Raw genomic sequence first — 25,326 nt, 5'->3', positions numbered from 1 at the left:
GGGGCGTCAATTAGGCGGTTCGGTCGGCTGCGGGTTCGGCGTCGTCCGCAGCCGCTCGATCCGTGCGCCGACGGACGGCTCGACGTCGACGAGTGCGTGCCAGCGTCGTCCGGTCTCCAGCGAGGCCCCGCGACGCCGTGCGGCTCGTTCGATCGCGTCGCAGAGGACCGTGCGGCCGACCAGTTCGCCCGCAGCGTCGTCTGCTGCGTAGTACTGGCGGCGAACCAGCGCGATTCCACCGAGGACGATCGCCCATCCGACGAGAAACGTCGGCAGGACTGGGAGCGACGTCACGTAGGCGGCCGCGACGACGGCCACTGCGACGCCCGAAGCAAGCGCCTGCGGAATCTCGATCCGGGAGCGGGCCCGTTCGACTTCGACGGCGACCAGCGCGCGGAGCGATTCGTCCTCGAGCCCCTCGAACGCGGCGTCGGCGACGACCAGCGTCCGATCGCCCGGCAGGCCGAGGAGATCACACTCGATCGCCCCGTCTCGGGTGGTGGTCCGCACTGCCGTCTCGACGTCCGGTGCGCCCACGTCCTCGAGTAGCTGTTCGATCCGCTCGGCCTCCGTCTCGCTCGGTTCACGGAGAGAGTACCCCAGCCGCGGCGCGTACGCGAGGAGGACGAGGGAGAGGCCTGCCGCGAACAGCCCGACGACGATCGCGAGCCAGAGCATCTACGGACGAGAGTGGTGCCTGCTGAAAAAGCGTTCCCACTTCGCAGGTTGCTCGGTACGGGCAGGCTGGCGTCGGGTTACAGCACGCCTCAGGACTCCGATAGCTCGACTCAGGACTCCAACAGCACGGCTCAGGATTCCAGTTCCTCGCGCAGTAGCTGGTTCACCGTCCCGGGATCCGCACTCCCGCCGGTCGCCTGCATGACTTGCCCGACGAGGAAGTTGATCGCGCCGTCGTCGCCGTCGTGGTAGTCCGCCACGGCGTCGGGGTTCTCGTCGATCGCGGCCTCGACCGCGGCTTCGACCTCGCCCTCGTCGGTCTTGCCGAGGTCTTCGGCCTCGACGATCGCGTCCGGGCCTGGCCCCTCGCCAGTCTCGTCGCCCTCGTCGAGCATCGTGCGGAGGACGACCTCGCTGGCGTTTTTCGCCGTGATCTCCTCGGCAGCGACGAGTTCGACGAGCCGGTGGAACTCGTCGAGACGGCCCTCCACGTCGGTGATTGCCATGTCGCGGTAGTTGAGTTCGCCGAGCAGTTCGTCGGCGACCCACGTCGCCGCGAGGTCGGGCTCGAAGTCGGCGGCGACCCGTTCGTAGAAGTCCGCGACCTGCTTCGTGGAGGTCAGCTTGTCCGCGGCCTCCTGCCCGAGCCCATACTCCTCGCGGAAGCGCTCGCGGCGGGCGTCGGGGAGCTCCGGGATGTCGATCTCTTCCTTCCAGTCGGCGACCTCCAGCGGCGGGAGATCGGCCTCCTCGAAGTACCGGTAGTCCTTCTCGGCCTCCTTGGAGCGCATCGAGACGGTGACGCCCTTGCCCTCGTCCCAGTGACGGGTCTCCTGTTCGACCTCCCGGCCCCGCGAGATGGCGTTCTTCTGGCGAGTGACCTCGTAGGCCAGCGCCTGTTCGGCGGCCTTGTGCGAGGAGATGTTCTTGACCTCGGTACGGTTGGCGGCCTCGAGCGTCTCGATCGAAATCTCGCCCGTCTCGTCGTCGACCTCCTCGGCGTCGACGATCGAGATGTTGGCGTCGACGCGCAGCGAACCGTCGCGCTCGGCGTCGAACACGCCGAGGTACTCCAGCACCTCCGTCAGCTTCGCGAGGAAGGCCCGGACCTCCTGGGGCGCGCGGAAGTCCGGCTCCGTGACGATCTCCAGCAGCGGGGTTCCCGCCCGGTTGTAGTCGACGAGCGTGTACTCCGCCGTGTCGATGGAGCCGCCGACGTGCCGCAGCGAGCCGGGGTCCTCCTCGAGGTGGGCGCGCTCGATGCCGACGACGCGGCGCTCGCCCTCGTGGCTGATCTCCAGTTCGCCGTCCTGGCAGATCGGCTCGTCGTACTGCGTGATCTGGAAGTTCTTCGGCAGGTCGGGGTAGAAGTAGTTCTTCCGGTGAAACCGGGTGGTCTCGGGGATCGTCGCGTCGATGGCCTTCCCGACCTTCACCGCCGCCTCGACGGCGCCCTCGTTGAGGACCGGGAGCGCGCCGGGGAGCCCCAGGCAGGTGGGGCAGGTGCGGGTGTTGGGCTCGTCGGCCGGTTCGGTCGAGCAGCCACAGAAGATCTTCGTGTCCGTCTCGAGCTGGACGTGGACCTCCAGCCCGATGACGACCGCGAGTTCCTCCGTCGCGGCGGCCTGCGTACTCATTGTCCGCGGATTCGGCGTGGCGTCGCTAAAGCGCTTCGCTGCGCGGGCGAGAGGTCGCACGGTCGAACGAGGCAACCGATCGCACGTCCGAACGATGCAACCAGTCGAACCCCCGAACGAGGCAACTGGCCGAACGTTCGAACGGGGTGCCGACGGATCGCGCCGGGTGCGGTCAGAAGAACTCCCGGAGATACACCGGCTCGGCGGGGAACGCGGTTTCGAGGGTCTCCCGGGAGGCATCGTCGTGTACCTGGAGGTCCCGGAGTCGCTCCGCACGGTCGACGTCGATCGCACCGATCGCTAGCCGCGAGAGCGTGCCGATCCCGAGCGTCGCGTCCCCGGCGAGGTCGCCCCCTGCAGACTCGACGGTCGCCTCGCCGTCCGCGACGTGCACGAGGAACTGGTCGGCGTTGCGATCGAGGAGCGGATCCGCGACGTCGAGGACGAACCGATCCTCCACGCTGGCGGGCCACTCGTATCCTTCGAGCCACCGCTGCACGTCAGTTAGCCGGATCATCGTCCCGACCGATTCCGTCACGTCCAGTTCGCCGGGATCGGGCACCAGTTCCGGCAGGTCGCCGGCGAGCGGACCGTCGAGCACCACCGTCTCGACCTGGGAATCGTAGTTCGCGAGGAAGCCGAGCAGGGTTCGTTCTGCGGCGTGATCGACGCCGGCGAGATCCTGCACTTTCAGCTCCTTCCCGTCCTCGCCCTCCCGGACGTGCGTGAGTACGTACCCCCGGAGGTCGCCGTCGACCTCGTCGCCGTAGACGTACGGTCCGGGGCCACTCGGCCACGCGGCGAGCGTCCGTGTGCGCCACCACTCCTCGGTGCGTCGGAGCGAGAGTCCGAACCGCTGGGCGCGCTCGACTTCCACGCTTCGCAGGCGTTCCCAGTCGTCGGCGTCGAGCTGTCGGAATCGGCCATCGTCGCCGCCGGCCGGTTCCGGCCCCTCGATCTCCACGAGCTGTGCCGGTGGGACTCGCGCCCGCTGCGTCCGGTTCGCGACGCCCCAGCCGAGGCCGCGGTAGAAGCGGACGGTGGAGGGCCACAGTGCGACGAGGTCGACGCCCTGCTCGCGGTACTCCGTCAGTGCACCCTGGAGCGTCTCGCGGGAGTACCCTTTCCGGCGGTGCTCGGGTGGCGTGGCGACGCCGCCCAGGCCGCCGATCTCGGTCCACTCGCCGCGAACCGTCGCGTCCAGGTAGTACAGCTTGCAGGTGGAAACGACTTCGTCGTCGGCGACGAGGCCCCGGGGATCGGAGAGGTCAGGGGGCCAGTCCTCCGGGTCCTCGTCGGCGTCGCCGTCCGCGTAACTCGGCGCCGGGCCGCTCTCGGCGTCGAACGCCTGCTGCATGATCGCGTGGTACCTCGCCCGGCGGTCGTCGGTGACGGGGCGATAGTCGGCCATACAGCCGCGTCGCCCGGCGGCACAATGAGCGTGTCCCTCGACGAAGCGGATCCGATCGGACGTCCCCCGGCGGGCTGTGCTGGATTCCGGCGGCCCCGCCGCGCGGCGTGCCGATGCCCCGAGCGTTTTGGTCCACGGGGTGGTTGCTCCGCACATGGAGTACACCACTCTCGGTTCGACGGGCATGGAGGTCAGCCGAATCTGCCTCGGCTGCATGAGTTTCGGGACGAGCGACTGGCGCGAGTGGGTTCTCGACGAGGAGGAGTCCCGCGAGATCATCGAGCGCGCCATCGATCTGGGGATCAACTTCTTCGACACCGCGAACATGTACTCGCTGGGCGAGTCCGAGCGGGTCCTGGGGAACGTCCTCGCCGACTACGACCGCGACGAGCAGGTCGTCGCGACGAAGGGCTTCTTCCAGATGGACGAGGACAATCCGAACTCCGGCGGTCTCTCCCGGAAGGCCATCGAGCAGGAGCTGTCGAACTCCCTGGAGCGCCTGGGCATGGACACCATCGACCTCTACCAGATCCACCGCTACGACTACGACACGCCGATGGAGCAGACGCTCCGCGCGCTCGACGACGCGGTCCGCCGCGGCCAGATCCGTCACGCTGGCGCGTCCTCGATGTGGGCCCACCAGTTCGCCGACGCCCTGCACACCAGCGACCGGCTCGGTCTCGACCGCTTCGCGACGATGCAGAACCACTACAACCTCGTCTACCGCGAGGAGGAACGCGAGATGCTGCCCCTCTGTGAACGGGAGGGCGTCGGCGTGATCCCGTGGAGTCCGATGGCGCGTGGCTACCTCACGCGGCCGCACGAGGACATCGACGCCACCACGCGGGGCGAGACGGAGGAGCACATGTACGAACACCCCTACCGCGAGGGCGGTGGGCAGGAGATCAACGAGCGCGTCGCGGAACTCGCCGCGGAGAAGGGCGTGACGATGGCTCAGATCGCCCTGTCGTGGTTACTCCACCAGGACGCCGTCGACGCACCGATCGTGGGCACCACGAGCGTCGAGCACCTCGAACAGGCCGTCGAGGCGCTGGAGATCGACCTCTCCGAGAGCGACCAGGCCTACCTCGAGGAGCCCTACGAGCCGGTCCGGGTGTCGGGCCACGAGTAGTCGGCGCCGCGGCGCTGCTTCGTCGACCAATTGAGAAGGCGGCTACAGTGAACCCCGCTCGTTCACTCCACCGACGTCTGCCAGTAGGAGACCGACGCGAGTGCGTTCCCGCCGGGGAGCGACCCGAGCGTGCCGTCGAGAATCCGGAACGGTCTGGCGACCGCACCGGGGAGCTGTCGGTAGAAGCCGTAGGGGAACACCCAGTCGTGCCAGGCCTGACGGAGTTCGAGGTCGGCCGATTCGAGGAGGCCGTCGACTTCCGACCGGGAGTAGAGGCGCGACCCCATCGGGAGCGCCCAGTTGTAGATCGACCGGGTCGAGAAGCGCCGGAAGGTGTCGAAGACGACGAGATCCTTCGTGACCCGCTCCATCTCCGAGAGGAAGGCCTCCGGCGTATCCGCGAGGTGGAAGAAGCGCATCGCGAGGACTGCGTCGAAGTGATCGTCGGGGAAGGGCAGTCGGCCGGCGTCGCCGCGCAGGAAGTCGAGACTGTCCTGGACGCCCGCGGCGCGGGCCTTCTCGCGGCCCTGGGCGAGCATGGCGTTCGAGATGTCGAGGCCGACGACGTCCGCGCCACGCTCGGCGAGCATCACGGTAAAGCGGCCGGTGCCACACGCGATCTCGAGCACGCGCTTGTCCTCGACGGGCCCGAGCGCGTCGAGCACGGCCTCTTTCTCGCGTCGGTCGATGAGCCGGCCGCCGCCGGAGAACCGCTTGTCTTCGTAGGCCTCGGCGACGTCGTGCTCCTGGTACCACTCCTGTCCCTTCACGCTGTGGTGCGGATCGACACTCCGATGATAAAATAGTACTGAATGCTCGTCGCGCACGTGGTCGCCGATCGCCTCGTCTGGGAGCACCGACGTCCGAGGCGATCAGCCTCCGTTGGCCATTTCCGCGTTCGCTCCGCGTCGATCACTCCGCTCCAGTCACTCTCCGCCGGTCACGACCTCGTCGGCTTCGATCCGGACGATCACGCGTGCGCCCTCCTCGTCGCCCTTGTTGGGGTACTCGTCGACGTCCATGTACCGCCGTGCGAGTTCGTCGATGTGCTCGACGGCGCCGTCCTCCGTGACCTCGACGACTTCACCCCACGCCGAGCAGTAGCGATAGGGATCGTCCGGGTCGCACATGGAGACGCCGACGGCGGGGTTCGCTCGGACGTTGCGCTCCTTCCGACGCCCGCGGGCGGTGTTGAAGAGCAGGTGGTCGCGCTCCGGATCGTAATCGATCCAGACCGGCGTGACGTGGGGCAGTCCATTCGGGAGCATCGTCGCCACGTGGGCGAGGGTCTGCTTCTCGAAGAGGTCCTGGAACTCGGGTGGAATCGCTGCCATGGCTCGTCCTCGGCGTGCGAACGGGAAGTGTTCGACGGCTCCTCGCGTGGTTTGCCGGCGATTCGGGCCGGGTTCGGGCGTGAGGGTCGTCCACGCCGCTCTGGCGGTATCCTCTCGCTATCGGGGCGGTCGGCGTCGACGGCGTCTCGTAACGCCCGTATAACAGTGGCCCGCTCGTCGAATGCCTCCGTATGGCTCGCTCGACTGTCGGTCCCGCGGCCCAGTCTCCAGGCGCTCGTCAGGGGGGAGCATGAGCGGCTCGACCGAGAGCGGGGCCGCCCACCGCACCGATACGGCGGTGTCGCTCCGGGGCGTCGGCAAGACGTACCAGACCGCACAGCCGGTCCGCGCGCTCCACGACGTCTCCTTCGAACTCCCGCGTGGTTCCTACACGGCGGTCATGGGGCCGAGCGGCTCCGGAAAGAGCACGCTGATGAACCTGATCGGGTGTCTCGACACGCCGACGGAGGGGACGATCGTCATCGACGGCCAGGACGTAACTGCCCTCTCCGATCGCGAGCGGACGCGACTCCGGGGCGAGGAGATTGGCTTCGTCTTCCAGACGTTCAACCTGATGCCGCGTCTCACTGCCCTGCAGAACGTCGCCCTCCCGATGGTCGCCAGGGACGCCTCTCGCACCGCGCGACGGGAGCGGGCACGGAGCCTCCTCGAGCAGGTCGGACTCGGCGAGCGACTCGATCACCTGCCGAACGAACTCTCGGGCGGCCAGCGCCAGCGCGTCGCGACCGCCAGGGCGCTCGTCAACGACCCGACGTTGCTGCTCGCCGACGAACCGACCGGAAACGTCGACACGACCACCGGAGACACGATCATGCGGCTGTTCAGCGAACTCCACGCCGCGGGGAACACGCTGCTCGTGGTGACTCACGAGCGCCGGATCGGCGAGCACGCCGACAGGATCCTCCACCTGCTGGACGGCGAACTCGAGCGCATCGAGGTCGTGGAATCGCCGCGACGGCCGACGGTGGACGCTGGATCGAACGACCGCCGGCGTGACGGCGACCGGGAGGGCGAGTGATGGACGTCCTCGAGAGCCTCCGGATGGCCTGGCAGTCGATCGGGAGCCACCGCCTCCGATCGGCGCTGACGCTGCTCGGCGTCGTCATCGGCGTCGGTGCGGTCATCACCTTCGTCGTGCTCGGTGCCAGCCTCGAGGAGGCCGTCGTCGGCGAACTCACGACCGGCCGGTCTCCGGCGATGACCGTCTTCACCCAGCCGGAAGGGGCGGACGGCTTCGGCGGGTTCGACGGCGGGCAGGTCGTCTTCACCGAACGCGACCTCGAAGAGATCCGGGCCTTACAGGGGGTCGAAACGGTGGTCCCGCAGGGAACCGTCTCGCTGTCCGGCGTCACCTACGCCAACCAGACCGTCGGGCTCCCGGCGCTCACCGCGACGACGCCAGCGTACTTCGAGGAGACCGGGGAGGAGAACTTCTCGGCCGGCGGTCCCTTCGAACCCGGCGAAGCCCAGGTCGTGCTCAACCAGCAGGCGGCGACCGTCTTCCGGACCAACGTCTCGGTCGGCGACGAAATCGAAATCAGGCGCGACGGTGGGGAGACGGTCACTGCGACCGTGGTCGGAATCCTCGAAGCACCGGATGACACCGCGTTCGGACCGTCCGTCTCGCTTCCCCAGGTGTACGGCCCGACCGATCCGTTCGTCCAGACGACGCTCGAGAGTCCGACGACCGGCGAGCGCCAGCGCGTCTACTCGCGGCTGACCGTCGTCGCCGTCGACTACGACCGGGTCGACGACGTCTCCGATCGCGTGTCGACCTATCTCGAGAGCGACTCGGACGCCGCCCAGCTCCTCCCGGGCTCCTACGAGACAGTGGTTCGGACGAACGAGCAGTTCGTCAGGCAGATCCAGACCGTGTTGAACCGCTTCACCGGGTTCGTCACCGCCATCGCGCTCATCTCGCTGGTCGTCGGCGCTGTCGGCATCGCCAACATCATGCTGGTCAGCGTCACCGAGCGCACCCGCGAGATCGGGATCATGAAAGCTGTCGGCTTCCAGAACCGAGACGTCCTCCAGTTGTTCCTGGTCGAGGCGGTCGTGCTAGGGCTGTTCGGGGCGATCCTTGGGTTGGCCGTCGGCATGCTCGCGGGCTACGGCGTCACGCAGTGGCTGGACCTCCCGTTCGTCCTTCCGGTGACGTGGGGCGCCGTCGCCATTCTCGTCGGGATCGTCGTCGGGGTGATCGCGGGACTCTACCCCGCCTGGAGCGCGGCGCGCATCGATCCGATCGAGGCGCTCCGCTACGAGTGACCGTACCGCCGTTCGCGCGGTCGAGTTCGAAGAACGGCCGGTCCAGTCCCGGGAAGCGAGCGCCAGACACCCGAGAAATCCATATGCGAATTAAACACCTTATATTCTATTTATTGTATGAACACCAGTATACTAAGTTTTACCATTGGCTGAATCCTGTAGTGGACGTATGAGCACGACGACGGCGGAAGAACGGGCGGACGAGGCAGAAACTCTCTCTGAAACCGAATATCGTGACAGGCTTCGCGAGCTCCCGCCGAGCGCGAAACTGGTCGCGAAGGTACTCGAGAGCGACACCCCGCTCTCCCAGGGGCAGCTCGCGGAGGAGTCCCTGCTGCCGGACCGCACCGTTCGCTACGCCCTCAACCGCCTCGAGGACGCCGGCCTCATCGGCTCCCGGTACTCCTTCCGCGACGCGCGCAAGCAGGTCTACTACCTCCGGACCTGAGGCGGCCACGCGACCCGCTTCCTGTCGGTACTCCCGATATCGCAAGCAGCACCGCCGCGCCGAAATTCTCCGTTCGGGCAGCTTTCTCCGCTCCTATCGACGAATCAGAAAGACGGGTGGGCCGTTCGCGCACCAGGCGGATCGCTGGAACGCCTGCCTGGCGTCGTGACCGGTCGTCTCAGTCGTCGGCAGCAGGCGCAGCCCGCGGCTGAAGTGCACGCACGTCCGCGAGGAACGACTCCAGCATCTCCCGGGTGACGTGTGGCATGCAGACGATCCGCAGCTCGCCGGCCCGGGTTCGCGAGACGCGCCAGCCCTCCTCGCGAAGCGAATCGAAGAGCGAGGCGTCGAGGTCCGCTGCGACCAGCGGCAAGGAGGGCTCGACGACGTCGAAGCCAAGGTCCTCGAACTCGCCAGCGAGCCACTCCGCCAGCGCCTGCTGGCGCTCGTAGGTCTCGCGGTAGCCCTCCGGCCAGAGCGCGTCGAGGGCCGCGGCCGCGCTCGCGACGCCCGCGCCGGAGCGGGTCCCCGTCAGCGTCGCCTGCGTCGTCGATTCGAGGTACGGCGTCTCGACGGCGAGTGCGTCGACGGTCGCCTTCTCGCGGGCGAGCAGCCCGCCGGCGGGGATCGCGGCCTGCCCGAGTTTGTGGGGATCGATCGTCAGCGTGTCCACGGCTTCGACCGCGAAGTCCCACTCGTAGTCGGTGAAGGGGAGGACAAAACCGCCCCACGCCGCGTCGACGTGTAGCATGGCGCCGGTGTCGGTCGCGACCTCGCCGAGCGCCGGAATCGGATCGACCCGGCCGTACTCCGTCGAGCCGGCGACGCCGACGATCAACGCGGTGTCGGCGTCGGTCGCCGCGTCGATGGCGGCTGGTTCCGCCCGGTAGTCCGCGTCGACGGGCGTGGTTCGCAACTCGACGCCGAGCACGTCGGCGGCCTTCCGGACCGAGAAGTGGACCGTTTCCGGGGCGACGACGTTGGGGTCCCGTGAGTCAGAGCGATCGCGAGCGGCCCGGACCGCCTGGATGTTCGCCTCCGTGCCCCCGCTGGCGACGAAGCCGTGGGGGTCTGCGAGCGACGTAATCTCGCCGAGCCGGTCGACGACGTCCGCTTCGAGGTCGGCGATGGCGGGATAGGTCGCCGGATCGCCGGGGTTGGTCGCGAGGAAGGTTTCGGCGGCCTCGCGCGCTGCCGGATGTGGCTCCGTGCACATCGAGGACAGCACCCGGTCGAACGACTGCGGCTCGGCACGCATACAGGACCGACGACGGTAGCGGCGATGTTAGGGGTTGCGCTTCCCGAAGCGCGACAACTGGTGCGTCGTTGTACGGACACCTACAGGAGTGAACGATCGCGCTACCCGCCGACCGGGATCGGTGTCGCTGGTGCCGAGGCGGCCGATTCGTCGACCGCTGGAACGCGGACCGGCCGAGCCCCAGGGGCCGATTCGCGGAGCCGCAGCCAACTGTTCGGGCGTTCAGTGAACGCCCCAGCGGTCCCCCACGACGGCGCTCAGTACTGCCCGAGCAGTCCCTGGCGACGCGCCCGCCGCTGAGCGTACTGGAAGCAGGCGTAGCCCGCGAGCAGGTAGGCCGTCGAGGTCACGAGCAGGAGCCCGAGCTCCCAGGCGGGCATCGCCCAGATCGCAGTCCCCTCTGCCATCGCCTCTCCTGTGAGGTAGCTCCCGTGGCTCATCGGCAACAGGCGAAGCGCCGGGACGCCCTCGACCGGTGCGGCGATCAGGCCGATGAAGACGAACTGGACGAGCTGGAAGAGGTTCTCGACGCGCTTGTAGAGCAACGCAAGCCCCGCGATGGCGAACCCGATCCCGACGACGGATCCCAGCGTGAGCAGGAGGAGCGGCAGGATCGTCACCGGATCGAGCGTCACGACTCGCCCCGACACGGCCATCATGAACGCGAGCATGAGCGTGCCCCAGAGGAAGCTCATCAGGACGTTCACGGCGGTCTTGACCGTCATGACGCGGCCGAAGCCGTGTGGCGACATGAACAGTCGCTCGAGGGTCCCCCACTGGGCCTCGCGCGTGACGTTCCAGGAGAGCCCGGAGTACGCCACGATCGCCATCGTCCAGAGGAAGAACCCGACGATGAGGCCGTCCAGCGAGTCGGTCAACGCCGCGCCCGCGACGGCCTGGCCCCCGTAGAAGATGGCGAGGAAGAAGGCGAAGATCGTCGCGAACTGGCTGAACGTGTTCACTGGGTAGCGCACGAGCAGGAGGACCTGCTTGTGGAGGACGACCCGCACCAGCGCGAGCAACGACGGGGCGCCAGTGCGATCGGAACGAGCGCCGGCGCCGTCGGACTCGCCGACCGCCGGGGCGGGCTCCTCAGCGGTCGCCATCGGCGATCACCCCCGTGCCAGCGGCTGCCGGCTCCGGATCGTCGTTCGTGGCCGCTGATTCGTCGCCGCTGCCGTCACCGCTCCTGCCGCCGTTGGCGTCGCCGCTCCCGCTGCCGTTGGCGTCGCCGCTCCTGCTGCCGCTGGGGTGGGCGTTCCCGCCGGGTTCCGAGCCATCGCCGTCTCCACCGTCACCGGTGCCGGTGACGCGCAGGAACACGTCTTCGAGCGTCGGCTCCGCCGTCTCGACGTCCTGCAGCGAATGGCCCGCGTCGCGAACCGCGTCCAGCAGCGCCGCCGCATCCTCGGCACCGATTCCAGTGGCGTCGATCGTCACGGACTGGCCCACCTCGGTGTCCCCACCGCGTTCCGATGGGTCGGACTCGCGGATCGTCGCGCCGAAGCGGTCCGCGAGGTCGCGTTCCAGGTCCTCGTCGATCGGACCGTCCGTCACCACGCTGAAGCGCTTCTCCCGGAGCACGTCCACCAGGTCGGCCATCGGGTCGTCGGCGATCACGCGCCCGTCCTGGAGGATGACGATGCGGTCACAGACCGCCTCGATCACGTTCATGTCGTGGCTACAGAGCACGATCGTCACGTTCTCGCGCTCGGCGAGTCGCCGGAGTTCCGAGCGGAGTTCGATCGAGGACTCCACGTCCAGCCCGAGCGTCGGCTCGTCGAGGAAGACGACGTCCACGTCGCGGGCGAGCGTCGAGGCCAGCGAGACCTTCTGTTTCATCCCGCGCGAAAGGTCGTTGACGACGGTGTCGGCCTCGTCAGCGAGCCCGAGCGACTCGAGCAGCCGCTCGTGGCGGTCGGTGAGATCGTCGGGATCGTCGCCACCCAGGCCCGCGAAGTAGCGAAGGTTCTCTTCGACGGTGAGCCGCCAGTAGACGTTCCGCGCACCTTCGAGCATCGCGTCGACGTGGCGGTACGCCGCGGCAGGTTCGTCGTGGACGTCGATGCCACAGACCTCGACCGTCCCGTCGTCGGGCAGGACGAGGCCGAGCATCGACTTGATCGTGGTCGTCTTGCCGGCGCCGTTGGGGCCGAGCACGCCGACGACTTCGCCGTGGTCGACCGACAGCGAGATGCCGTCGACCGCCCGGACGGCTCCCTCGCCCTCGCCGAACGTCTTCGCGAGGCCCTCGACGCGGAGCGCCGGCGCCCTGGAGTCGTGATCACCTGTCATCTGGACAGTTCCAGGGCAGGATCGGCCCTAAAAGTTCCCAGAACGGTCGTTCAGTTCGAATTCTGATAGTTACGGCGTGGTAGCCGGTGTGCCGAGTCCGTCGGACCGGGCCGGTCCCGTCCGCTCACCGACCACAATCGATACGGTCGATGCGACGAACGTTCGGGTATGACCGAGGAGGATACCGATTCGCTCAGCGACGACTCCGAGGCGGTGTTCTCGGTGCTGGGCGACGAGACGCGACTCCGAATCCTGCTCGAGCTCGCGGAGCGGTCCCAGCCCGACGCGTCCGCCGAACCGTACGCCTTCTCCGAACTCCGCCGGGCGGTGAGCGTCGACGACGCGGGGCGGTTCAACTACCACCTCGACAAACTCCAGGACACGTTCGTCAAGAAGACGGAGGACGGCTACCGGCCCACCTTCGCGGGCCTCAACGTCGCCTCGTCGATCCACGCGGGCCGGTTCGGCAGCAGCGCGGACGTCGAACCGACGGAGACCGAGTACGAGTGTCCCGTGTGTGAGGACCCACTCTACGCGCGCTACGAAGACGAGTCCGTCCGTATCGAGTGCGACGACGAACACACGTGGTTTGCCTACCCGGTGCCAGCCGGCGCCGCGACGGACCGGTCGATGGACGAACTCCTCGACGTGACCGTCCGTCGCACCGGCGCCAACGTCGAACTGGCCCGGAACGGGCTGTGCCACCGGTGCTGGGGGACGATCGACGCTCGCGTCGTCGATCCCGACGGCACGTTCGAGGAACTCGGTACGGACTGGCCGCGGGTCGACGTCGAGTGCGAGCGATGCTGGCTCGCGTACACGGTGCCACTGCCGATCTTCGTGGCGCAGTCTCCGCCCGTCGTCGCCTTCTACCACGAGCACGGCCTCGGGCCGGAGGACGCCATGCTCAGCGAACGGAACGCGCTCGAGGACGCGACGGCCGAGCTGGAGGGTTCGTCGTCCGATCTGTTCGAGGTGACGATCGAACTGGCCGCGGATCACCTCACCATCGTCGTCGATCGCGAGGGGCAGATTCAGGCGTTCGAACGGACGAGGGGCGACTCGACGACGTAGCGACACCGGCGGGCCACCGGGGCCGAGTCGACGAGGAGTTGCAGCTAGGCTTGCTCCTCCCGCACCGACTCGAGCAGCAGTCGCTGCTCGACGCGCTCGACCTCGCGCTGGACGTCCGCGACCGCGTCGACGTTCGCGGAGATGGAGGTGATGCCGGCGTCGACGAGGTGCCGGACCATCGCCGGCTTGGAGCCAGCCTGCCCGCAGATGCTCGTCCGCACGTCGTGTGCGCGGCAGGTCTCGATGACGTCGCCGATCAGTTCGAGCACCGCGGGGTGGAGTTCGTCGAAGCGGTCGGCCACCCGCTCGTTGTTCCGATCGACGGCGAGCGTGTACTGCGTGAGGTCGTTCGTGCCGAAGGAGACGAAGTCGACGCCCTCCTCGCAAATTCCCTCGACGCAGAGCGCGCTCGCTGGCGTCTCCACCATCACGCCCCAGGTCGTGTGGCGCGGATCGAGTCCGGCCGCTCGCATGTGCTCTTTCGCCGCCCGGACGTCCTCGGCGTCGGTGACGAGCGGGAGCATCAACTCGACGTTGTCGTAGCCGAGTTCGTGGCACTTCGCGACGGCAGCCAGTTCGGCCCGGAACGGGTCCGTCCGATCGAGCGAGCGACGGATGCCCCGGTAGCCGAGCATCGGGTTGTGCTCCTCGGGTTCGTCGGCACCGCCTTCGAGCGTCCGGAACTCGTCGGTCGGGGCGTCCAGCGTCCGGACGCGGACCGGTCGGGGGTAGAACGCCTCCGCGACGGGCTGGATCCCGTCGGCCACGACGTCGACGAAGGCGTCCTCGCCGTCCCGAGCGATCATATGCTCCGGCGTCTGGCCCGTCGAGAGCACGACGTGCTCCATCCGGAGGAGGCCGACGCCGTCGGCGCCAGTCGCGGCCGCGCGCTCGGCGGCCTCCGGGATCGAGACGTTGACCTTGACCTCCGTGGCGGTCGCGGGCGGGACGCGATCGGTGGCCTGCGAGCCCGCTCCGGCCGCGGTCGCGGTTGCGCTCGGTCCGGCACTCTCCGCTCCCGATCCGCTGTCGGGTGTGTCCGCCTCGCCAGCCTGGAACTCGGCTTCGTCGCCAGTCGTCACCCGGCCGGTCTCGCCGTCGATCGCGATGGCCTGGCCGTCTTCGATCTCGTTCGTCGCGCTCCCCGTCCCCACGACGGCCGGCACGCCGAGTTCGCGGGAGACGATCGAGGCGTGGCTGGTCATCCCGCCCTCGTCGGTGACGATGCCCGACGCGCGCTGCATCGCGGGCACCATGTCCGGGGTCGTCATCTTCGTCACGATTACGTCGCCGGCCTCGACCTTGTCGAGTTCGTCGAGCTTCTCGACGATCCGCGCCGGGCCGGCGGCGGTGCCCGGCGACGCGCCGAGGCCGGTGACGAGTAGCTCCTCGCTCGCCATCGCCTGGCTCCCGCCGTCGGCGCTCGCTGCGTCGCTCTCGGTCGATCGCTCGGGGTCGCCGTCCTGGTCGCCGACGGCCGTCGTCGGGTCCGGGCCGCCTGCGCTCGCCGCGTTGCTTGCGGTCTCGGCCGCGGTCTCGCTTCGCACGTCGCTGGCGGTGTCGGTCGGGGTCGCGTCGTCGGGGAGCGTCGTGATCGGGCGAGACTGCAGCAGGTACACCGTCGCGTCGTCGAGGCCCGCGCCGGCGTCGACGCCGCTGACGGGCGCCTGGCCCGCCTCGTGCTGGACGAGGGCCCACTCGACGTCCTGTGGGGTCCCGTAGTGGGACTCCACGCGCTCGCCGATCTCGCGGAGCCGATCCAGCGCCTCCTCGTCGAGAACGCGCTGCTCGCGCCGGTCGTCTGGCACCGGCTCCTCGATCGTCTCGCCGGTGTCGGGATCGCGGACGTACTGGATGCGCTTGTCCGCGACGGCGACGTCGCTCACCGTCTCGCGCTCCCGGTCGACGACGTAGTTGTCGGGGGAGACCTCGCCCGCGACGACGGCCTCGCCGAGTCCCCACGCCGCCTCGAGGATCATCCGCCCGTCGCCAGTGGAGGGGTGACTGGTGAACATCACGCCGCTGGCGTCGGCGTCGACCATCAACTGGACGACGACGGCGATGTCGACGTCGCTGGCGGGGTAGCCCTGCTGCTGGCGGTAGTAGATCGCGCGCTGGGTGAACAGCGACGCCCAGCACTCCCGAACCGCCTCGAGCAGCCCGTCGCGGTCGACGTTGAGGAAGGTCTCCTGCTGACCGGCGAAACTCGCGTCCGGCTGATCCTCTGCGGTCGCCGAAGAGCGGACCGCCACGAATGGCTCGCTCGCCATTCCCGCGCCGAGGTCGTCGTAGGCGCCGAGGAGCTCCTCGCGGAAGGAGTCGGGTACGGACGCGTCACGAATCATCGTCTGCGCGCGCTCGGCGGCGCCGGCGAGTTCGCTCGGGTCGTCAGCGTCTACCGACACTGCCGCGTCGAGGTCGGCTTCGAGGTCTGCTGCCTGGAGGAACGATCGGTAGGTGTCGGCCGTGACGACGAAGCCCGGGGGAACGGGGAGTCCTGCGGCGGTCAGTTCGCCCAGCGAGGCGCCTTTCCCGCCGACGCTCGCTCCGTCGTCGGCCCGGACGTCGTCCAGCCATCTGAGGCCCATCTGTACGCGTTCCCAGTCCGAGCGCGACAAAGAATGTTGTGAACGTTCATGCACGAAATAGATTCGGACGTGAGTGAGTCTCCCCACCCGCTGTCAGGTAGCTACGTGCTTCGCGCCGGCACCGCGGCTCGCGCGATATCCGGCGTAGCTGGTCCGTCGCGCCGTGCGCCGAACGGTAGCCGCCGTGTTACCCGCACCCCGTCAAAGGGTCCCGTATACCGAGCGCTCCTGGCCGCGGTCAGCGTTCGTCCTCGTCGTCCGCGTCGCCCTCGCGCTCGATCGTCTCGACCACGTCGAGGGGCACGTCGCGCAGCGCGCCGCCGACCTCGCTCTTGGCGATGCGCTGGGCGTGCTCCTCGCTGTCGGCGTTGAAGATCTCCATCTCGAGGACGAGGCCGACGAGCGCGGTCTCAGCGGCGATAAAGGCCGAGTCGAACGGCTCGCCACAGGCCGGACAGCCGGTCGCGCCGACGTCGACCTCGACGTAGTCCATGTCCTTGTCGTTGAGGCGTTTGCCCGCCTCGCTCACGGCGACCCCGATGGCGTCGTCGATCGACTCCACGTCTCGCACGAGCCACGCTGCCTCCATCACGACGAGGTAGTTGCTCATACAGCGGCTTGCGGGCCGAAGGGAGTGATACCTTGTGGTTCGGACGCGCCGCGACTGCCGGGCGCTCCCGATCTGGCCGCCGTCGATGGCGTCGGCCAGGGCGCGCAGACGACCCGTTGAACGATGCGCACGATCACTCCATTATCGCCATAAGTTATGCCTCGCCAGCGGCTCATGGAGCGTTTACTTCGGCGTCACAGCGCCCCGAACCCCCATCCGGTTGAGACGAAAACAACTCAGCTTGAATCGCACGACGAGAGCGGGGTAATTCGTCACGATCGTCCGAGCTATCGGCGAGCGAGCAGTAATTCTTATATACTACCCGGGAACCATCGACGAAGCACACCCGATGATCGACCGCGCACACCGCGCAACCCTGTTCGCACTGTACCAGCTCTCGATCGCGCTGGGCATCGTCATGCTCCCGCTCGCGATGGCGGCCAACCGCGTCGGCCTGCGGCTCCCCGTCCACCGCGTCGTCGAGGGCCTCGGCAACAAGTACGAGGCAGCCACCGGACGCTGAACAGGCACTGACCGCACGTTTTCGTCGTTCTCTACCCCTCGAGCCCTCGCTCGGTTCGGCGAGTGTCCATTCCGACTGACGTCAGCGTTGCCACTGGCGCCTGGGTCGATCCGATCCGTTTCGACACCGCCCGCGCTCACCGCGACCGGACGCCTTTTTATGCTCGGGGCCAGAACCACCGGTCAATGCGACAGCCACCGACCGCCCCGCAGACGCCCGCCGGAATCGACGACGGTCCCGAGGACCCCTTCGCGCCACGCCTCGGTTCCCTCCCCGACACCGGTCAGGAGGACCTCGACTCCGTCGCCAAGACGGGTACCACGACGATCGGTATCACGACCGAGGACGGCGTCGTGATCGCGACCGACCAGCGTGCCTCGCTCGCGGGCCGCTTCGTCGCCAACAAGGACGTCCAGAAGGTCGAGCAGGTTCACCCGACGGCCGCGCTCACGATGGTCGGCTCCGTCGGCGGCGCCCAGTCCTTCATCTCCAGTCTCCGCGCCGAGGCGAACCTCTACGAGGCCCGCCGTGGCGAGTCGATGAGCATGCAGGCGCTCTCGACGCTCGCGGGCAACTTCATCCGCGGCGGTCCGTTCTTCGCGATCAACCCCATCCTCGGGGGCGTCGACGAGGAGGGCGCCCACGTCTTCACGATCGACCCCGCGGGCGGCGTCATGGGCGACGACTACACCGTGACCGGCAGCGGGATGCAACTCGCTTACGGCACCCTCGAACAGGAGTACGAGGACGGCATGTCCAACGAGGAGGCCATCGGCGTCGCCGCTCAGGGCATCCAGAGCGCCACCGAGCGCGACACCGGCTCCGGCAACGGTATCTACGTCGCCGAGGTCACCGACGAAGGCGTCGAGATCCACGGCCACGAGAGCTACGACGACGTGCTGTAACGGTTCCAGTCTTCTTCCTGCCGTCCACTCGATCGCCTCGTACCCTATGGCGAGCGTGATCGAGCGTCCGTCGACCTCGCTACGGGCCGACTCCCCGAGCACTGCACGTTCGACACAGTTGCCAGGGCGCGTTCGCCGTCCGCCGCCGACAAAATTGGACGATATTTGACTGTAGGGACAGCTAACCGTTCGAATGCCGTGCTATCTAATGTATTAGTGGATGTTGAAGCTCCTTTAGGCGAGTAAAGTTACTGCTCGGTAAGTGTTATTGGGCGCCGCGGCCGAGGCGACATCGATGACTGCCCAGCGGGAGACCGCCGCAAACGCCCTCGACGCAGAACGGTTTCGCCACCTCTTCGAACACGTCCAGGACGCCATCGTCGACTTCGAGTTCGTCGACGACGAGCCGATCATTCGAGAGGTCAACGACGCCTTCGTCGACCTCTTCGGCTACGAATCGCCGGCGATCATCGGCGAGTCGCTCAACGATTTGATCGTCCCCAGCTGGCTCGCCGGCGAGAGCGACGAGTTCGACGAACGAACCGCCAGCGGCGAACACAACCACGCCGTCGTCGATCGGCAGACGAAAAACGGTGTCAAGACCGTCCTCTACCGCGGCGTCCCGTACGCCGACGGCGACCGCGGGCTCGCGATCTACACCGATCTCACCGACGAGATTCGACAGGAACGACAGCTCGCCGTCCTGAACCGCGTCTTGCGGCACAACCTCAGGAACGAGGTGAACGTCCTCGCCGGTAACGCCGAGGAGCTGCTCGAGACGGCCGACTCGCCGGCGATCGAAGCCGCTGCGGAGACGATCCGGGACAGCGCGCTCACGCTCTCACGGCTCGGCGACGAGGCGCGGGACATCGAGCGGGTGCTCGACGCGGATCCGGACCTGGAACCGACGGAGCTCGGTCCAGTCGTCGCCGCAGCCCGCGACGCGGTACCGCTGACCGAGCGCGCTACGGTCGCCGTCGACGTCGCCGACGCGCCGCCGGCGCTGACCGGCGGCCACCTCGATCGTGCCATCGCCGCACTGCTCGACAACGCCGTCCGGCACTCGGAGGCGCCGACCCCATGCGTCGCCATTTCGGCGTCGGCCTCGGCCGATCGCGTCGGGCTCACGGTCGCCGACGACGGTCCCGGTCTGCCAGAGCGCGAGCGTCGACTGCTTACTGGCGATCTCGAACTGACGCCACTCGACCACGGCAACGGACTGGGGCTCTGGCTCGTCCGCTGGATCGTGACTGCCTACGGCGGCTCCGTCGAGTACACCGACCGGCCCAACGGTGGGAGTGCGATTACGCTCTGGGTGGCAGCGGCCTGAGGCCGTTCGGCACGACCAGCGCGCGGTCGATCCGCAGGAACTTCTTTGGCGTGCCCCGCGGTACCTCCGGTCATGCCAGACGACGATCCGGAGCCGCCAGGCCCCACCCGCCAGCGAAATATCTACATGCAAGGGCTGGCGGACGTCACGCCCGACCTCCCCGTTCGCTACGAGGACCTCGAAGCCACAGCGCTCGACGCACTCGACGACGGCGCAGCGGGCTACGTCGCCGGCGGCGCGGGCGGCGAGGAGACGATGGACGCAAACCGCGAGGCGTTCACCGAGTGGCGGATCGTCCCGCGGATGCTCCGCGACGTCGAGGACCGTGATCTCTCCGTCGAGGTACTGGGCCAGGAGTTCGCTGCGCCGGTCCTGCTCGCGCCGATCGGCGTGCTCTCGATCGTTCACGAGGACGCCGAGATCGCCGTGGCGGAGGCCGCTGCGGATCTCGACCTGCCGATGTGTCTGAGCACCGTCTCCTCCTTCCGGCTGGAGCAGGTCGCCGAGACGCTCTCCCACGAGGACGGCCGCGGCTGGTTCCAGCTCTACTGGAGCAGCGACCGTGCGGTCACGGAGAGCCTGGTCGAGCGCGCCGAGGACGCCGGCTTCGAGGCGCTGGTCGTGACGCTCGACACGCCCCTCCTGAGCTGGCGGGAACGGGATATCGAGGAGGCCTACCTCCCCTTCCTCGACGGCGAGGGGCTCGCGAACTACTTCGCCGATCCCGCCTTCCTCGATCGGCTCGACGTCGATCCGGCCGAGAACGAACTCGCTGCAATCCGCGAGTTCGTCGACGTCTTCGGCGATCCCTCCCTGACCTGGGACGACCTCGAACTGCTCGTGGGCGAGACGGACCTCCCGGTCGTCGTGAAGGGTATCCTCCATCCCGACGACGCCGCGGAGGCCGTCGACCGCGGTGCCGACGGCGTGATCGTCTCGAATCACGGCGGTCGGCAGGTCGACCGGGCGGTGCCGGCACTGGAGATGCTCCCGGAGGTCGTCGATCGGATTGGCGAGGACGCGTCGGTGCTCTTCGACAGCGGGATCCGGCGGGGCTCGGACGCCATCGTCGCGCTGGCGCTCGGCGCCGATGCCGTCATGCTCGGCCGGCCGTACGTCTACGGCCTCGCACTCGACGGCGCCGACGGCGTCCGGGCCGTCGGGCAGAACTTCCTCGCGGATCTCGATCTGACGCTCGGTCTTGCCGGTCAGTCGTCGATCGAAGGGCTCGATCGGTCCGTGCTACGGGAGCGCTGACGTCCTGAAAGCAACGGGCGCGCCTACGCGGATTACTGAGCGTTCTGCTTCCAGATGACTCCCGATGTCGCTCCCGCGGCGACGACGTCGCCGCCGTCGTTCCGGTATTCGACGTCGATCTCCAGCAGGTAGCGGTCTTCCTGCTCCGACCGGGACTCGACCGTGCACTCGCAGGTGATCCGCTCGCCGGTGTACACTGGTTTCCGGAACTCGAACTCCATCGTCCGCGCGACGTAGTTCAGGTCGCCACCGATCTTCGTGGCGAGCGAGCCGGTGAGCAGCCCCTGGACGACGAGCCGTCCGTCCTCGTCGGGTTCGGTGTGGATCGGCTGGTCGTCGCCCGTGAGTCGACCGTATTCGAGGACCTCCTCGGTGGTGAACGATCGCTCGTGCGTCAGGCCGTCCCCGACTACCGGGACCTCGGGTGGCCCGTCAGGATGCTCCGTCATGACAGGTGATTCGACGTGATCCTCGAAAAACGTCCCGCGCGCGCATAGCTACATCTTACTGGCTGCAGTGGGAGACGCTTCCTGGCAGTCCATACGACGGGTGACGGCGTGCACCGGGGTCGGAGGGTCGGAAGCAGCGTCAGCGGGATCGCCGTGGTGGAGGGTGGCGTGGGCGGACTGCTCAGCCCTCGTAGTGCACGCGGTGTACTACTGTCTCCTCGCCGTCGTCGATCGCGGTCACGACGATCTGGTCGCCCTCGGGATGCAGCGGGATCGACGCCCAACTCCCCGCCCAGGTGGATGACACTGGGCCGTTCTGCTCGCTGTAGAACTCGGCCTCGGCGTCGGCGATCGTCGACTCGACGCGAATCGTGTCGGCGTCGATACCCGGGTCGTCGGTGAGCACGACGCGAGCCCACTCGGTGTTTTGCTCGCGCCCCTCGCCGTCGGACGACGGCTCGTAGTCCCAGTCGATCCGGTCGACGACGTCGTTCGCCTGGTCGTGGATCGGCTCTTGGAAGGCGTCCTCGGGGTCGGTCGGGACCGACGATTCGGTGCTGGCCAAGAAGAGCCGCCATTCGCCGTCGGCGGTCGCGAAGACCCAGTGATCCTGCTCGTTGGCCTCGAGGACGTCGGAGTCCAGTTCGACGATCGCGACGTCCTCGCCGTCGAGAATCGTCTCGAGTTCGTCGCCCTCGAACCAGAACTCGGCGTACTCGAGCGTCCGGACGTCCGCCACCGTCGCGTCCGTCTGAACCGCGTCGATTTCGTAGTCCACGTTCGTCGCGCCGTCCTCGGTGGCGTAGCCCTGGAACTCCCAGTCGTCGTTGTCGTCCCAGTAGTCCGGGTGCATCGGACTGGAGGGGTGTACGACCTCTGCCAGTGCGTCGGGGTTCTCTCCTTCGACCGCCGCGAAGTAGTCCTCGATGCGAGCCCGGAGTGTCGACTCTGTGCTGTCGTCGCCGTCGTCTCCGGGGAGTTTCGAGGCGACGTCAGCGCACCCTGCGAGTGCACTTGCGAGCGTTCCGCCTGCTGCGAGTAGTACCGTCCGTCTGCTGCGGTTGCCGTGGGAGGGCATACGATTCCCTTCGACGGTGGGTTGCCTATAGCCGGGCGCACCGTTTCCTGCCGAGAAACGCCACGAAACTCGCCTGGGGCAATGCCCCGTCTCGCCTCTTGGCCGCGTCGACTCAGTCCCCGCCGGACAGCTCCGCGCCGCACTCCGGACACCGCTCGTGCCGGAGTTCCGCGCTCGACGACCTGACCTCCCGCATCACCGCGGAGATGCGGTCCTCTGCCTCGAGTTCGTCCTCGACCGAGAGTTCCACGCCCTCGACCTCCAGCAGGAACTTCGCGACCTCGGTGGCCTCGTACATCACGTCGTCGAGTTCCTCGGCGGTGAAGAAGTCGCTCATCGCACCGTAGAGGAAGGTCGCCCCGGCGGTCCGGACCTTGTCCTCGAACGAAGAGCGGGCCTGGTTCACGGCCTGGGGCGTGTACGTGTCGGTCATGAAGGGGACGAGTTCGGGCAGGTTCTCGCCGATCTTCGTCATCTCCACGCCGGTCTCCGTGCGGAAGTCCGAGCACAGCCGGGCGATCGCCCACTCGCGGGCGGTGATGTAGGTCCGATCGCGGAGGAACTCGTTGACGCGGTCGTACTGCGAGCCGTCGACCTTCTTGAAGCGATCGTACTTCTGGACGTCGGAGGGGACGCCGGGCTGGTGGTCGGGTTCGTCGGCTGCTGCCGAGTCGTCGGACGCGTCCGTTTCTTCCTCGGCGGCTTCGGTGTCGGGTTCGGCCTGCGCCGCGTCCGCCGTCGCTCCGGCTGGGGCCGCCGACTCGGCAGCAGCCTCCTCGTCAGCAGCGTCGGCGTCGTCGGTCGCATCGTCGTCCGCTGCTCGCTCGTCGGTATCGACTTCGTCTTCGAGCGAACTGGTAACCTGTGGCTCGTCGGGGTCGCGAACCAGATCCTCGGGGTTCGGATCGTCGTCGCCCTCCGTTTCGTCCTCGGCTCCGTCGTCCGGTGCCTCGGCGGCTGTCGACTCCCCGGCGGCTGCTGGCTCCCCGGCTGCTTTGGGTGCCTCGGCGTCGGTCCCTGACTCGGGCGTCGGGTCGTCGTCTCCCTCGTCCGACTCGTCGACGATCTCGATCGCCGGCGAATCGTCGGCGTCGGGTCCTTCGCCTTCGACATCGTCGTCGCGCCCGAGCGCTTCGCCGTCGTCGCGCTCTGGCCCTACGCCCAGGCCTTGTTCAGCCCCTACGCCGTCGTCGTGCTCCACCTCTCGGCCCTCGTCGTGCGCTGACCCTTCGTCGCCATCGTGCGCTGACACTTCGCCGTCGTCGCGATCAGGGTCCTCATCCTCGTCGTCCGGCCCGGTGCCCACGGCCTCGAGTTCGGCCTTCGCTGCTTCGACGTCCGGTTCCTCCTCGCTCCTGGCGGGTGCGAGGCCGCGCTCGTCGAGGAACTCGTCGTCTGCGTGCTCCTCGTCGTCGGCTGGCCCCTCGTCGGCGTCCCGCTCGTCCGCGTCGCCGGACGACTCCTCGGTCATGCACCCGGGTTCCCTGCCGGCGAGCAAAAGCGTTGTGCGGCGCTGACGGGGAAATCGGGACCTGGAGACGAACAGTCGCTCAGTTCGGGAGGTCGACCGCGTCCGCGACGTCGATTGGGACCTTCCCGACCTCGAAGCCCTCGATCCGACCCTCCGGCCTCGCGCGGATCACGAGCGTCGGTTGGTAGGGGAGGTTGGGCTGCTCGGCGCGGAGCGACCGCCACGCGTCGTCGGGGAAGCTGGTACAGTCCACGACGAGCAGGGCGCCAGCGTGGGTGTCCAGCTGCCCGCGACCCTTCGAGCGAGCGGTCTCCTTGACCGCCGCGATCGGGGTGTTCGCGTTCGAGCGCTTGGCAGGCGGCTGCGGCCGGGCGACCTCCACGAGGGTGTCGTCGACGCGGTAGTCCAGCGCGTAGCCGCTGCCGAGTTCGATCTCTGGCTCGAAGACATAGCCGGCGTCGTGGAGCACCTTGCCGACGGTGAACTCGCCCATCGCGGCGCGCATCCGCGTGAGGTCCAGCCGGCCGCTGGTACCGAGCTTCCCGGCCATCGTCTCGCGGTCGTCCTCGAAGACGCCGGATTTGAGGAACTCGTCGTAGAATTCCAGGCCGGCTTCGCGGGAGGCGTTCGGGAACCCCGCAGCGTGCTCTTTGAAGAACTTCAGCGCGGTCTCCGTGCCGTCCTTGCTCATCAGGACGGGGAGGAAGAACCAGGTGAGGTACTCGTAGTTCTCGAGCCACGGCGCTCGATCGTAGAGATCGACGAGGAGCTCCTTGCGCGCCCAGCGGGCCAGCTCGAAGGGGACCTCCTCCCAGCCGTGCTTGTTCGTCCGCCAGAGCGCGCTCGGCGTCTCGGTGTTGCCGAGCCAGTAGGCCTCGCCGTCGCGCCAGACGAACAGCGCGAGGTCGCCGTTGTCGAGTTCGAATCGCGCGGCCTCCCAGCCGTGGAGGTCGTGCTCGGGTTCGACCCAGGTCACGCCGGCGTAGTCGTCGAGAGAAGCATACAGTTCCCGGCGTACCCGCTTGTCGGACCAGCCTGCGGGATCGTACCGGAATCGGAGGGGACTCGCCACACCTGTTGTTGGCATCCGGCCCGGATACCGGTTCCGGGTGGTGAGTTGGCATACCGCGGGGGATTCGTGCGGGTCCCCGTCGTCACGAGCGGGTTCGGGCCGAACGCAGGACACTTTGGCTCGGGGTCGTAACGTTCAGGCAATGGCCACCGCCGAGACCCCGCTCCCCGACGAGGTCGGCGGGCACGTCCCCGACGACGCCGACCTCGACGTGCCCGACGGCGCGGAGATCTATCGCTGCCCCTACTGTGAGTACCCACTGCAGACCGAGCGGCTCTGGATCCTCCACGTGGGCGTCGAGCACCCCGAAGCGATGGACCCCGCCCAGCGCGAGCGCTACGAGGAGGAGTACGACGAGGAGAGCCACGACCTGTTCACGCTGCACGTGAAGCTGACCGTCGTCATCATCCTGCTGTACTTCTTCCTCTCGTACTCCTACATGTTCGTCTGGTCCTGAACGCCTGTCCGACACTGGCGACCGCGATTC

At 68.1% G+C, this 25,326-nt stretch carries 24 protein-coding genes; 10 read left to right on the top strand and 14 right to left on the bottom strand.

All coding sequences use genetic code 11. From position 1 onward, the window contains the following. Positions 1 to 6: 6 nt before the first annotated feature. The 3 genes from L593_RS04035 to eis all read right to left on the bottom strand — a co-directional run bounded on the left by L593_RS04035 (position 7) and on the right by eis (position 3,726). The gene (locus L593_RS04035) at positions 7 to 678 is read right to left on the bottom strand and encodes a peptidase (protein WP_020445658.1); all 672 of its coding nucleotides are present in this window, start codon (positions 676 to 678) and stop codon (positions 7 to 9) included. A gap of 131 nt (positions 679 to 809) precedes the next feature. Next, positions 810 to 2,315 carry an Asp-tRNA(Asn)/Glu-tRNA(Gln) amidotransferase subunit GatB gene (gene gatB / locus L593_RS04030; protein ID WP_020445657.1) on the bottom strand — a complete coding sequence of 502 codons (1,506 nt, stop codon included), beginning with the start codon at positions 2,313 to 2,315 and terminating at the stop codon, positions 810 to 812. 172 nt (positions 2,316 to 2,487) lie between these two features. Further along, the gene (eis, locus tag L593_RS04025; protein WP_020445656.1) at positions 2,488 to 3,726 is read right to left on the bottom strand and encodes an enhanced intracellular survival protein Eis; all 1,239 of its coding nucleotides are present in this window, start codon (positions 3,724 to 3,726) and stop codon (positions 2,488 to 2,490) included. A gap of 154 nt (positions 3,727 to 3,880) precedes the next feature. On the opposite strand from eis, the gene L593_RS04020 reads away from it, so the two are divergent. After that, positions 3,881 to 4,858, top strand: coding sequence for an aldo/keto reductase (locus L593_RS04020; protein ID WP_020445655.1), 978 nt, complete (start codon positions 3,881 to 3,883; stop codon positions 4,856 to 4,858). Positions 4,859 to 4,920: 62 nt separating this feature from the next. Here L593_RS04020 and L593_RS04015 read toward each other — a convergent pair whose 3' ends face one another. Together L593_RS04015 and L593_RS04010 are read right to left on the bottom strand one after the other, a co-directional pair. Then, the gene (locus L593_RS04015) at positions 4,921 to 5,628 is read right to left on the bottom strand and encodes a class I SAM-dependent methyltransferase (protein ID WP_020445654.1); all 708 of its coding nucleotides are present in this window, start codon (positions 5,626 to 5,628) and stop codon (positions 4,921 to 4,923) included. Positions 5,629 to 5,784: 156 nt separating this feature from the next. Next, on the bottom strand, positions 5,785 to 6,192 hold the full coding sequence (locus L593_RS04010) for a pyridoxamine 5'-phosphate oxidase family protein (RefSeq protein WP_020445653.1): 408 nt from the start codon (positions 6,190 to 6,192) through the stop codon (positions 5,785 to 5,787). A 250-nt stretch (positions 6,193 to 6,442) separates the two neighbouring features. On the opposite strand from L593_RS04010, the gene L593_RS04005 reads away from it, so the two are divergent. From L593_RS04005 to L593_RS03995, 3 genes are all read left to right on the top strand, one after another. After that, complete coding sequence (locus L593_RS04005; RefSeq protein ID WP_020445652.1) at positions 6,443 to 7,231, top strand: ABC transporter ATP-binding protein; 789 nt, start codon at positions 6,443 to 6,445, stop codon at positions 7,229 to 7,231. Beyond that, on the top strand, positions 7,231 to 8,481 hold the full coding sequence (locus L593_RS04000) for an ABC transporter permease (RefSeq protein ID WP_020445651.1): 1,251 nt from the start codon (positions 7,231 to 7,233) through the stop codon (positions 8,479 to 8,481). Before L593_RS04005 ends, L593_RS04000 begins: the two co-directional genes overlap by 1 nt. Positions 8,482 to 8,650: 169 nt before the next feature. Then, positions 8,651 to 8,929, top strand: coding sequence for a helix-turn-helix domain-containing protein (locus L593_RS03995; protein WP_020445650.1), 279 nt, complete (start codon positions 8,651 to 8,653; stop codon positions 8,927 to 8,929). Between the two features lie 178 nt (positions 8,930 to 9,107). On the opposite strand, the gene mfnA is transcribed toward L593_RS03995, so the two are convergent. The 3 genes from mfnA to L593_RS03980 all read right to left on the bottom strand — a co-directional run bounded on the left by mfnA (position 9,108) and on the right by L593_RS03980 (position 12,482). Continuing rightward, positions 9,108 to 10,187, bottom strand: coding sequence for a tyrosine decarboxylase MfnA (gene mfnA / locus L593_RS03990; protein ID WP_020445649.1), 1,080 nt, complete (start codon positions 10,185 to 10,187; stop codon positions 9,108 to 9,110). Between the two features lie 257 nt (positions 10,188 to 10,444). Next, on the bottom strand, positions 10,445 to 11,293 hold the full coding sequence (locus tag L593_RS03985) for a hypothetical protein (protein WP_020445648.1): 849 nt from the start codon (positions 11,291 to 11,293) through the stop codon (positions 10,445 to 10,447). Then, positions 11,280 to 12,482 (bottom strand): ABC transporter ATP-binding protein, encoded by a 1,203-nt coding sequence (locus L593_RS03980; protein ID WP_020445647.1) that lies wholly within the window; start codon positions 12,480 to 12,482, stop codon positions 11,280 to 11,282. The genes L593_RS03985 and L593_RS03980 overlap by 14 nt, the downstream gene beginning before the upstream one ends. A 168-nt stretch (positions 12,483 to 12,650) precedes the next feature. Here L593_RS03980 and L593_RS03975 point away from each other — a divergent pair, with 168 nt between their 5' ends. Further along, the gene (locus tag L593_RS03975) at positions 12,651 to 13,556 is read left to right on the top strand and encodes a winged helix-turn-helix domain-containing protein (protein WP_020445646.1); all 906 of its coding nucleotides are present in this window, start codon (positions 12,651 to 12,653) and stop codon (positions 13,554 to 13,556) included. 44 nt (positions 13,557 to 13,600) lie between these two features. Here L593_RS03975 and ppsA read toward each other — a convergent pair whose 3' ends face one another. Together ppsA and L593_RS03965 are read right to left on the bottom strand one after the other, a co-directional pair. Further along, complete coding sequence (gene ppsA / locus L593_RS03970; protein ID WP_020445645.1) at positions 13,601 to 16,144, bottom strand: phosphoenolpyruvate synthase; 2,544 nt, start codon at positions 16,142 to 16,144, stop codon at positions 13,601 to 13,603. A 238-nt stretch (positions 16,145 to 16,382) separates the two neighbouring features. Beyond that, positions 16,383 to 16,754 carry a DUF555 domain-containing protein gene (locus L593_RS03965; protein WP_020445644.1) on the bottom strand — a complete coding sequence of 124 codons (372 nt, stop codon included), beginning with the start codon at positions 16,752 to 16,754 and terminating at the stop codon, positions 16,383 to 16,385. Between the two features lie 349 nt (positions 16,755 to 17,103). On the opposite strand from L593_RS03965, the gene L593_RS15870 reads away from it, so the two are divergent. The 4 genes from L593_RS15870 to L593_RS03950 all read left to right on the top strand — a co-directional run bounded on the left by L593_RS15870 (position 17,104) and on the right by L593_RS03950 (position 20,769). Next, positions 17,104 to 17,277: a hypothetical protein gene (locus L593_RS15870; RefSeq protein ID WP_020445643.1), complete on the top strand. Its 174-nt coding sequence runs from the start codon at positions 17,104 to 17,106 to the stop codon at positions 17,275 to 17,277. Between the two features lie 185 nt (positions 17,278 to 17,462). Further along, complete coding sequence (psmB, locus tag L593_RS03960) at positions 17,463 to 18,182, top strand: archaeal proteasome endopeptidase complex subunit beta (RefSeq protein WP_020445642.1); 720 nt, start codon at positions 17,463 to 17,465, stop codon at positions 18,180 to 18,182. A gap of 295 nt (positions 18,183 to 18,477) precedes the next feature. Continuing rightward, positions 18,478 to 19,512, top strand: coding sequence for a PAS domain-containing sensor histidine kinase (locus L593_RS03955; protein ID WP_020445641.1), 1,035 nt, complete (start codon positions 18,478 to 18,480; stop codon positions 19,510 to 19,512). A gap of 72 nt (positions 19,513 to 19,584) precedes the next feature. Next, entirely contained in the window at positions 19,585 to 20,769 is a 1,185-nt protein-coding gene (locus tag L593_RS03950; protein ID WP_049893835.1) for an alpha-hydroxy-acid oxidizing protein, read from the top strand. A 32-nt stretch (positions 20,770 to 20,801) separates the two neighbouring features. Here the strand turns inward: L593_RS03950 and L593_RS03945 are convergent, their stop codons facing one another. The 4 genes from L593_RS03945 to L593_RS03930 all read right to left on the bottom strand — a co-directional run bounded on the left by L593_RS03945 (position 20,802) and on the right by L593_RS03930 (position 24,839). Next, positions 20,802 to 21,218: a hotdog domain-containing protein gene (locus L593_RS03945; RefSeq protein WP_020445639.1), complete on the bottom strand. Its 417-nt coding sequence runs from the start codon at positions 21,216 to 21,218 to the stop codon at positions 20,802 to 20,804. Between the two features lie 181 nt (positions 21,219 to 21,399). Continuing rightward, positions 21,400 to 22,296, bottom strand: coding sequence for a hypothetical protein (locus L593_RS03940; protein ID WP_020445638.1), 897 nt, complete (start codon positions 22,294 to 22,296; stop codon positions 21,400 to 21,402). 112 nt (positions 22,297 to 22,408) lie between these two features. Then, a complete protein-coding gene (locus L593_RS16425; RefSeq protein WP_049894289.1) occupies positions 22,409 to 23,185 on the bottom strand; it encodes a DUF5806 family protein in 777 nt (258 codons plus the stop codon). 661 nt (positions 23,186 to 23,846) lie between these two features. Further along, positions 23,847 to 24,839: a DUF5784 family protein gene (locus L593_RS03930; RefSeq protein WP_020445636.1), complete on the bottom strand. Its 993-nt coding sequence runs from the start codon at positions 24,837 to 24,839 to the stop codon at positions 23,847 to 23,849. Between the two features lie 142 nt (positions 24,840 to 24,981). On the opposite strand from L593_RS03930, the gene L593_RS03925 reads away from it, so the two are divergent. Then, positions 24,982 to 25,296 carry a hypothetical protein gene (locus L593_RS03925; RefSeq protein ID WP_020445635.1) on the top strand — a complete coding sequence of 105 codons (315 nt, stop codon included), beginning with the start codon at positions 24,982 to 24,984 and terminating at the stop codon, positions 25,294 to 25,296. Positions 25,297 to 25,326 lie beyond the last annotated feature (30 nt).

Origin of the sequence: Salinarchaeum sp. Harcht-Bsk1, from assembly GCF_000403645.1 — an archaeon.
Classification (GTDB): Archaea; Halobacteriota; Halobacteria; order Halobacteriales; family Salinarchaeaceae; genus Salinarchaeum.
This window is presented reverse-complemented; position numbering and strand designations above follow the sequence as displayed.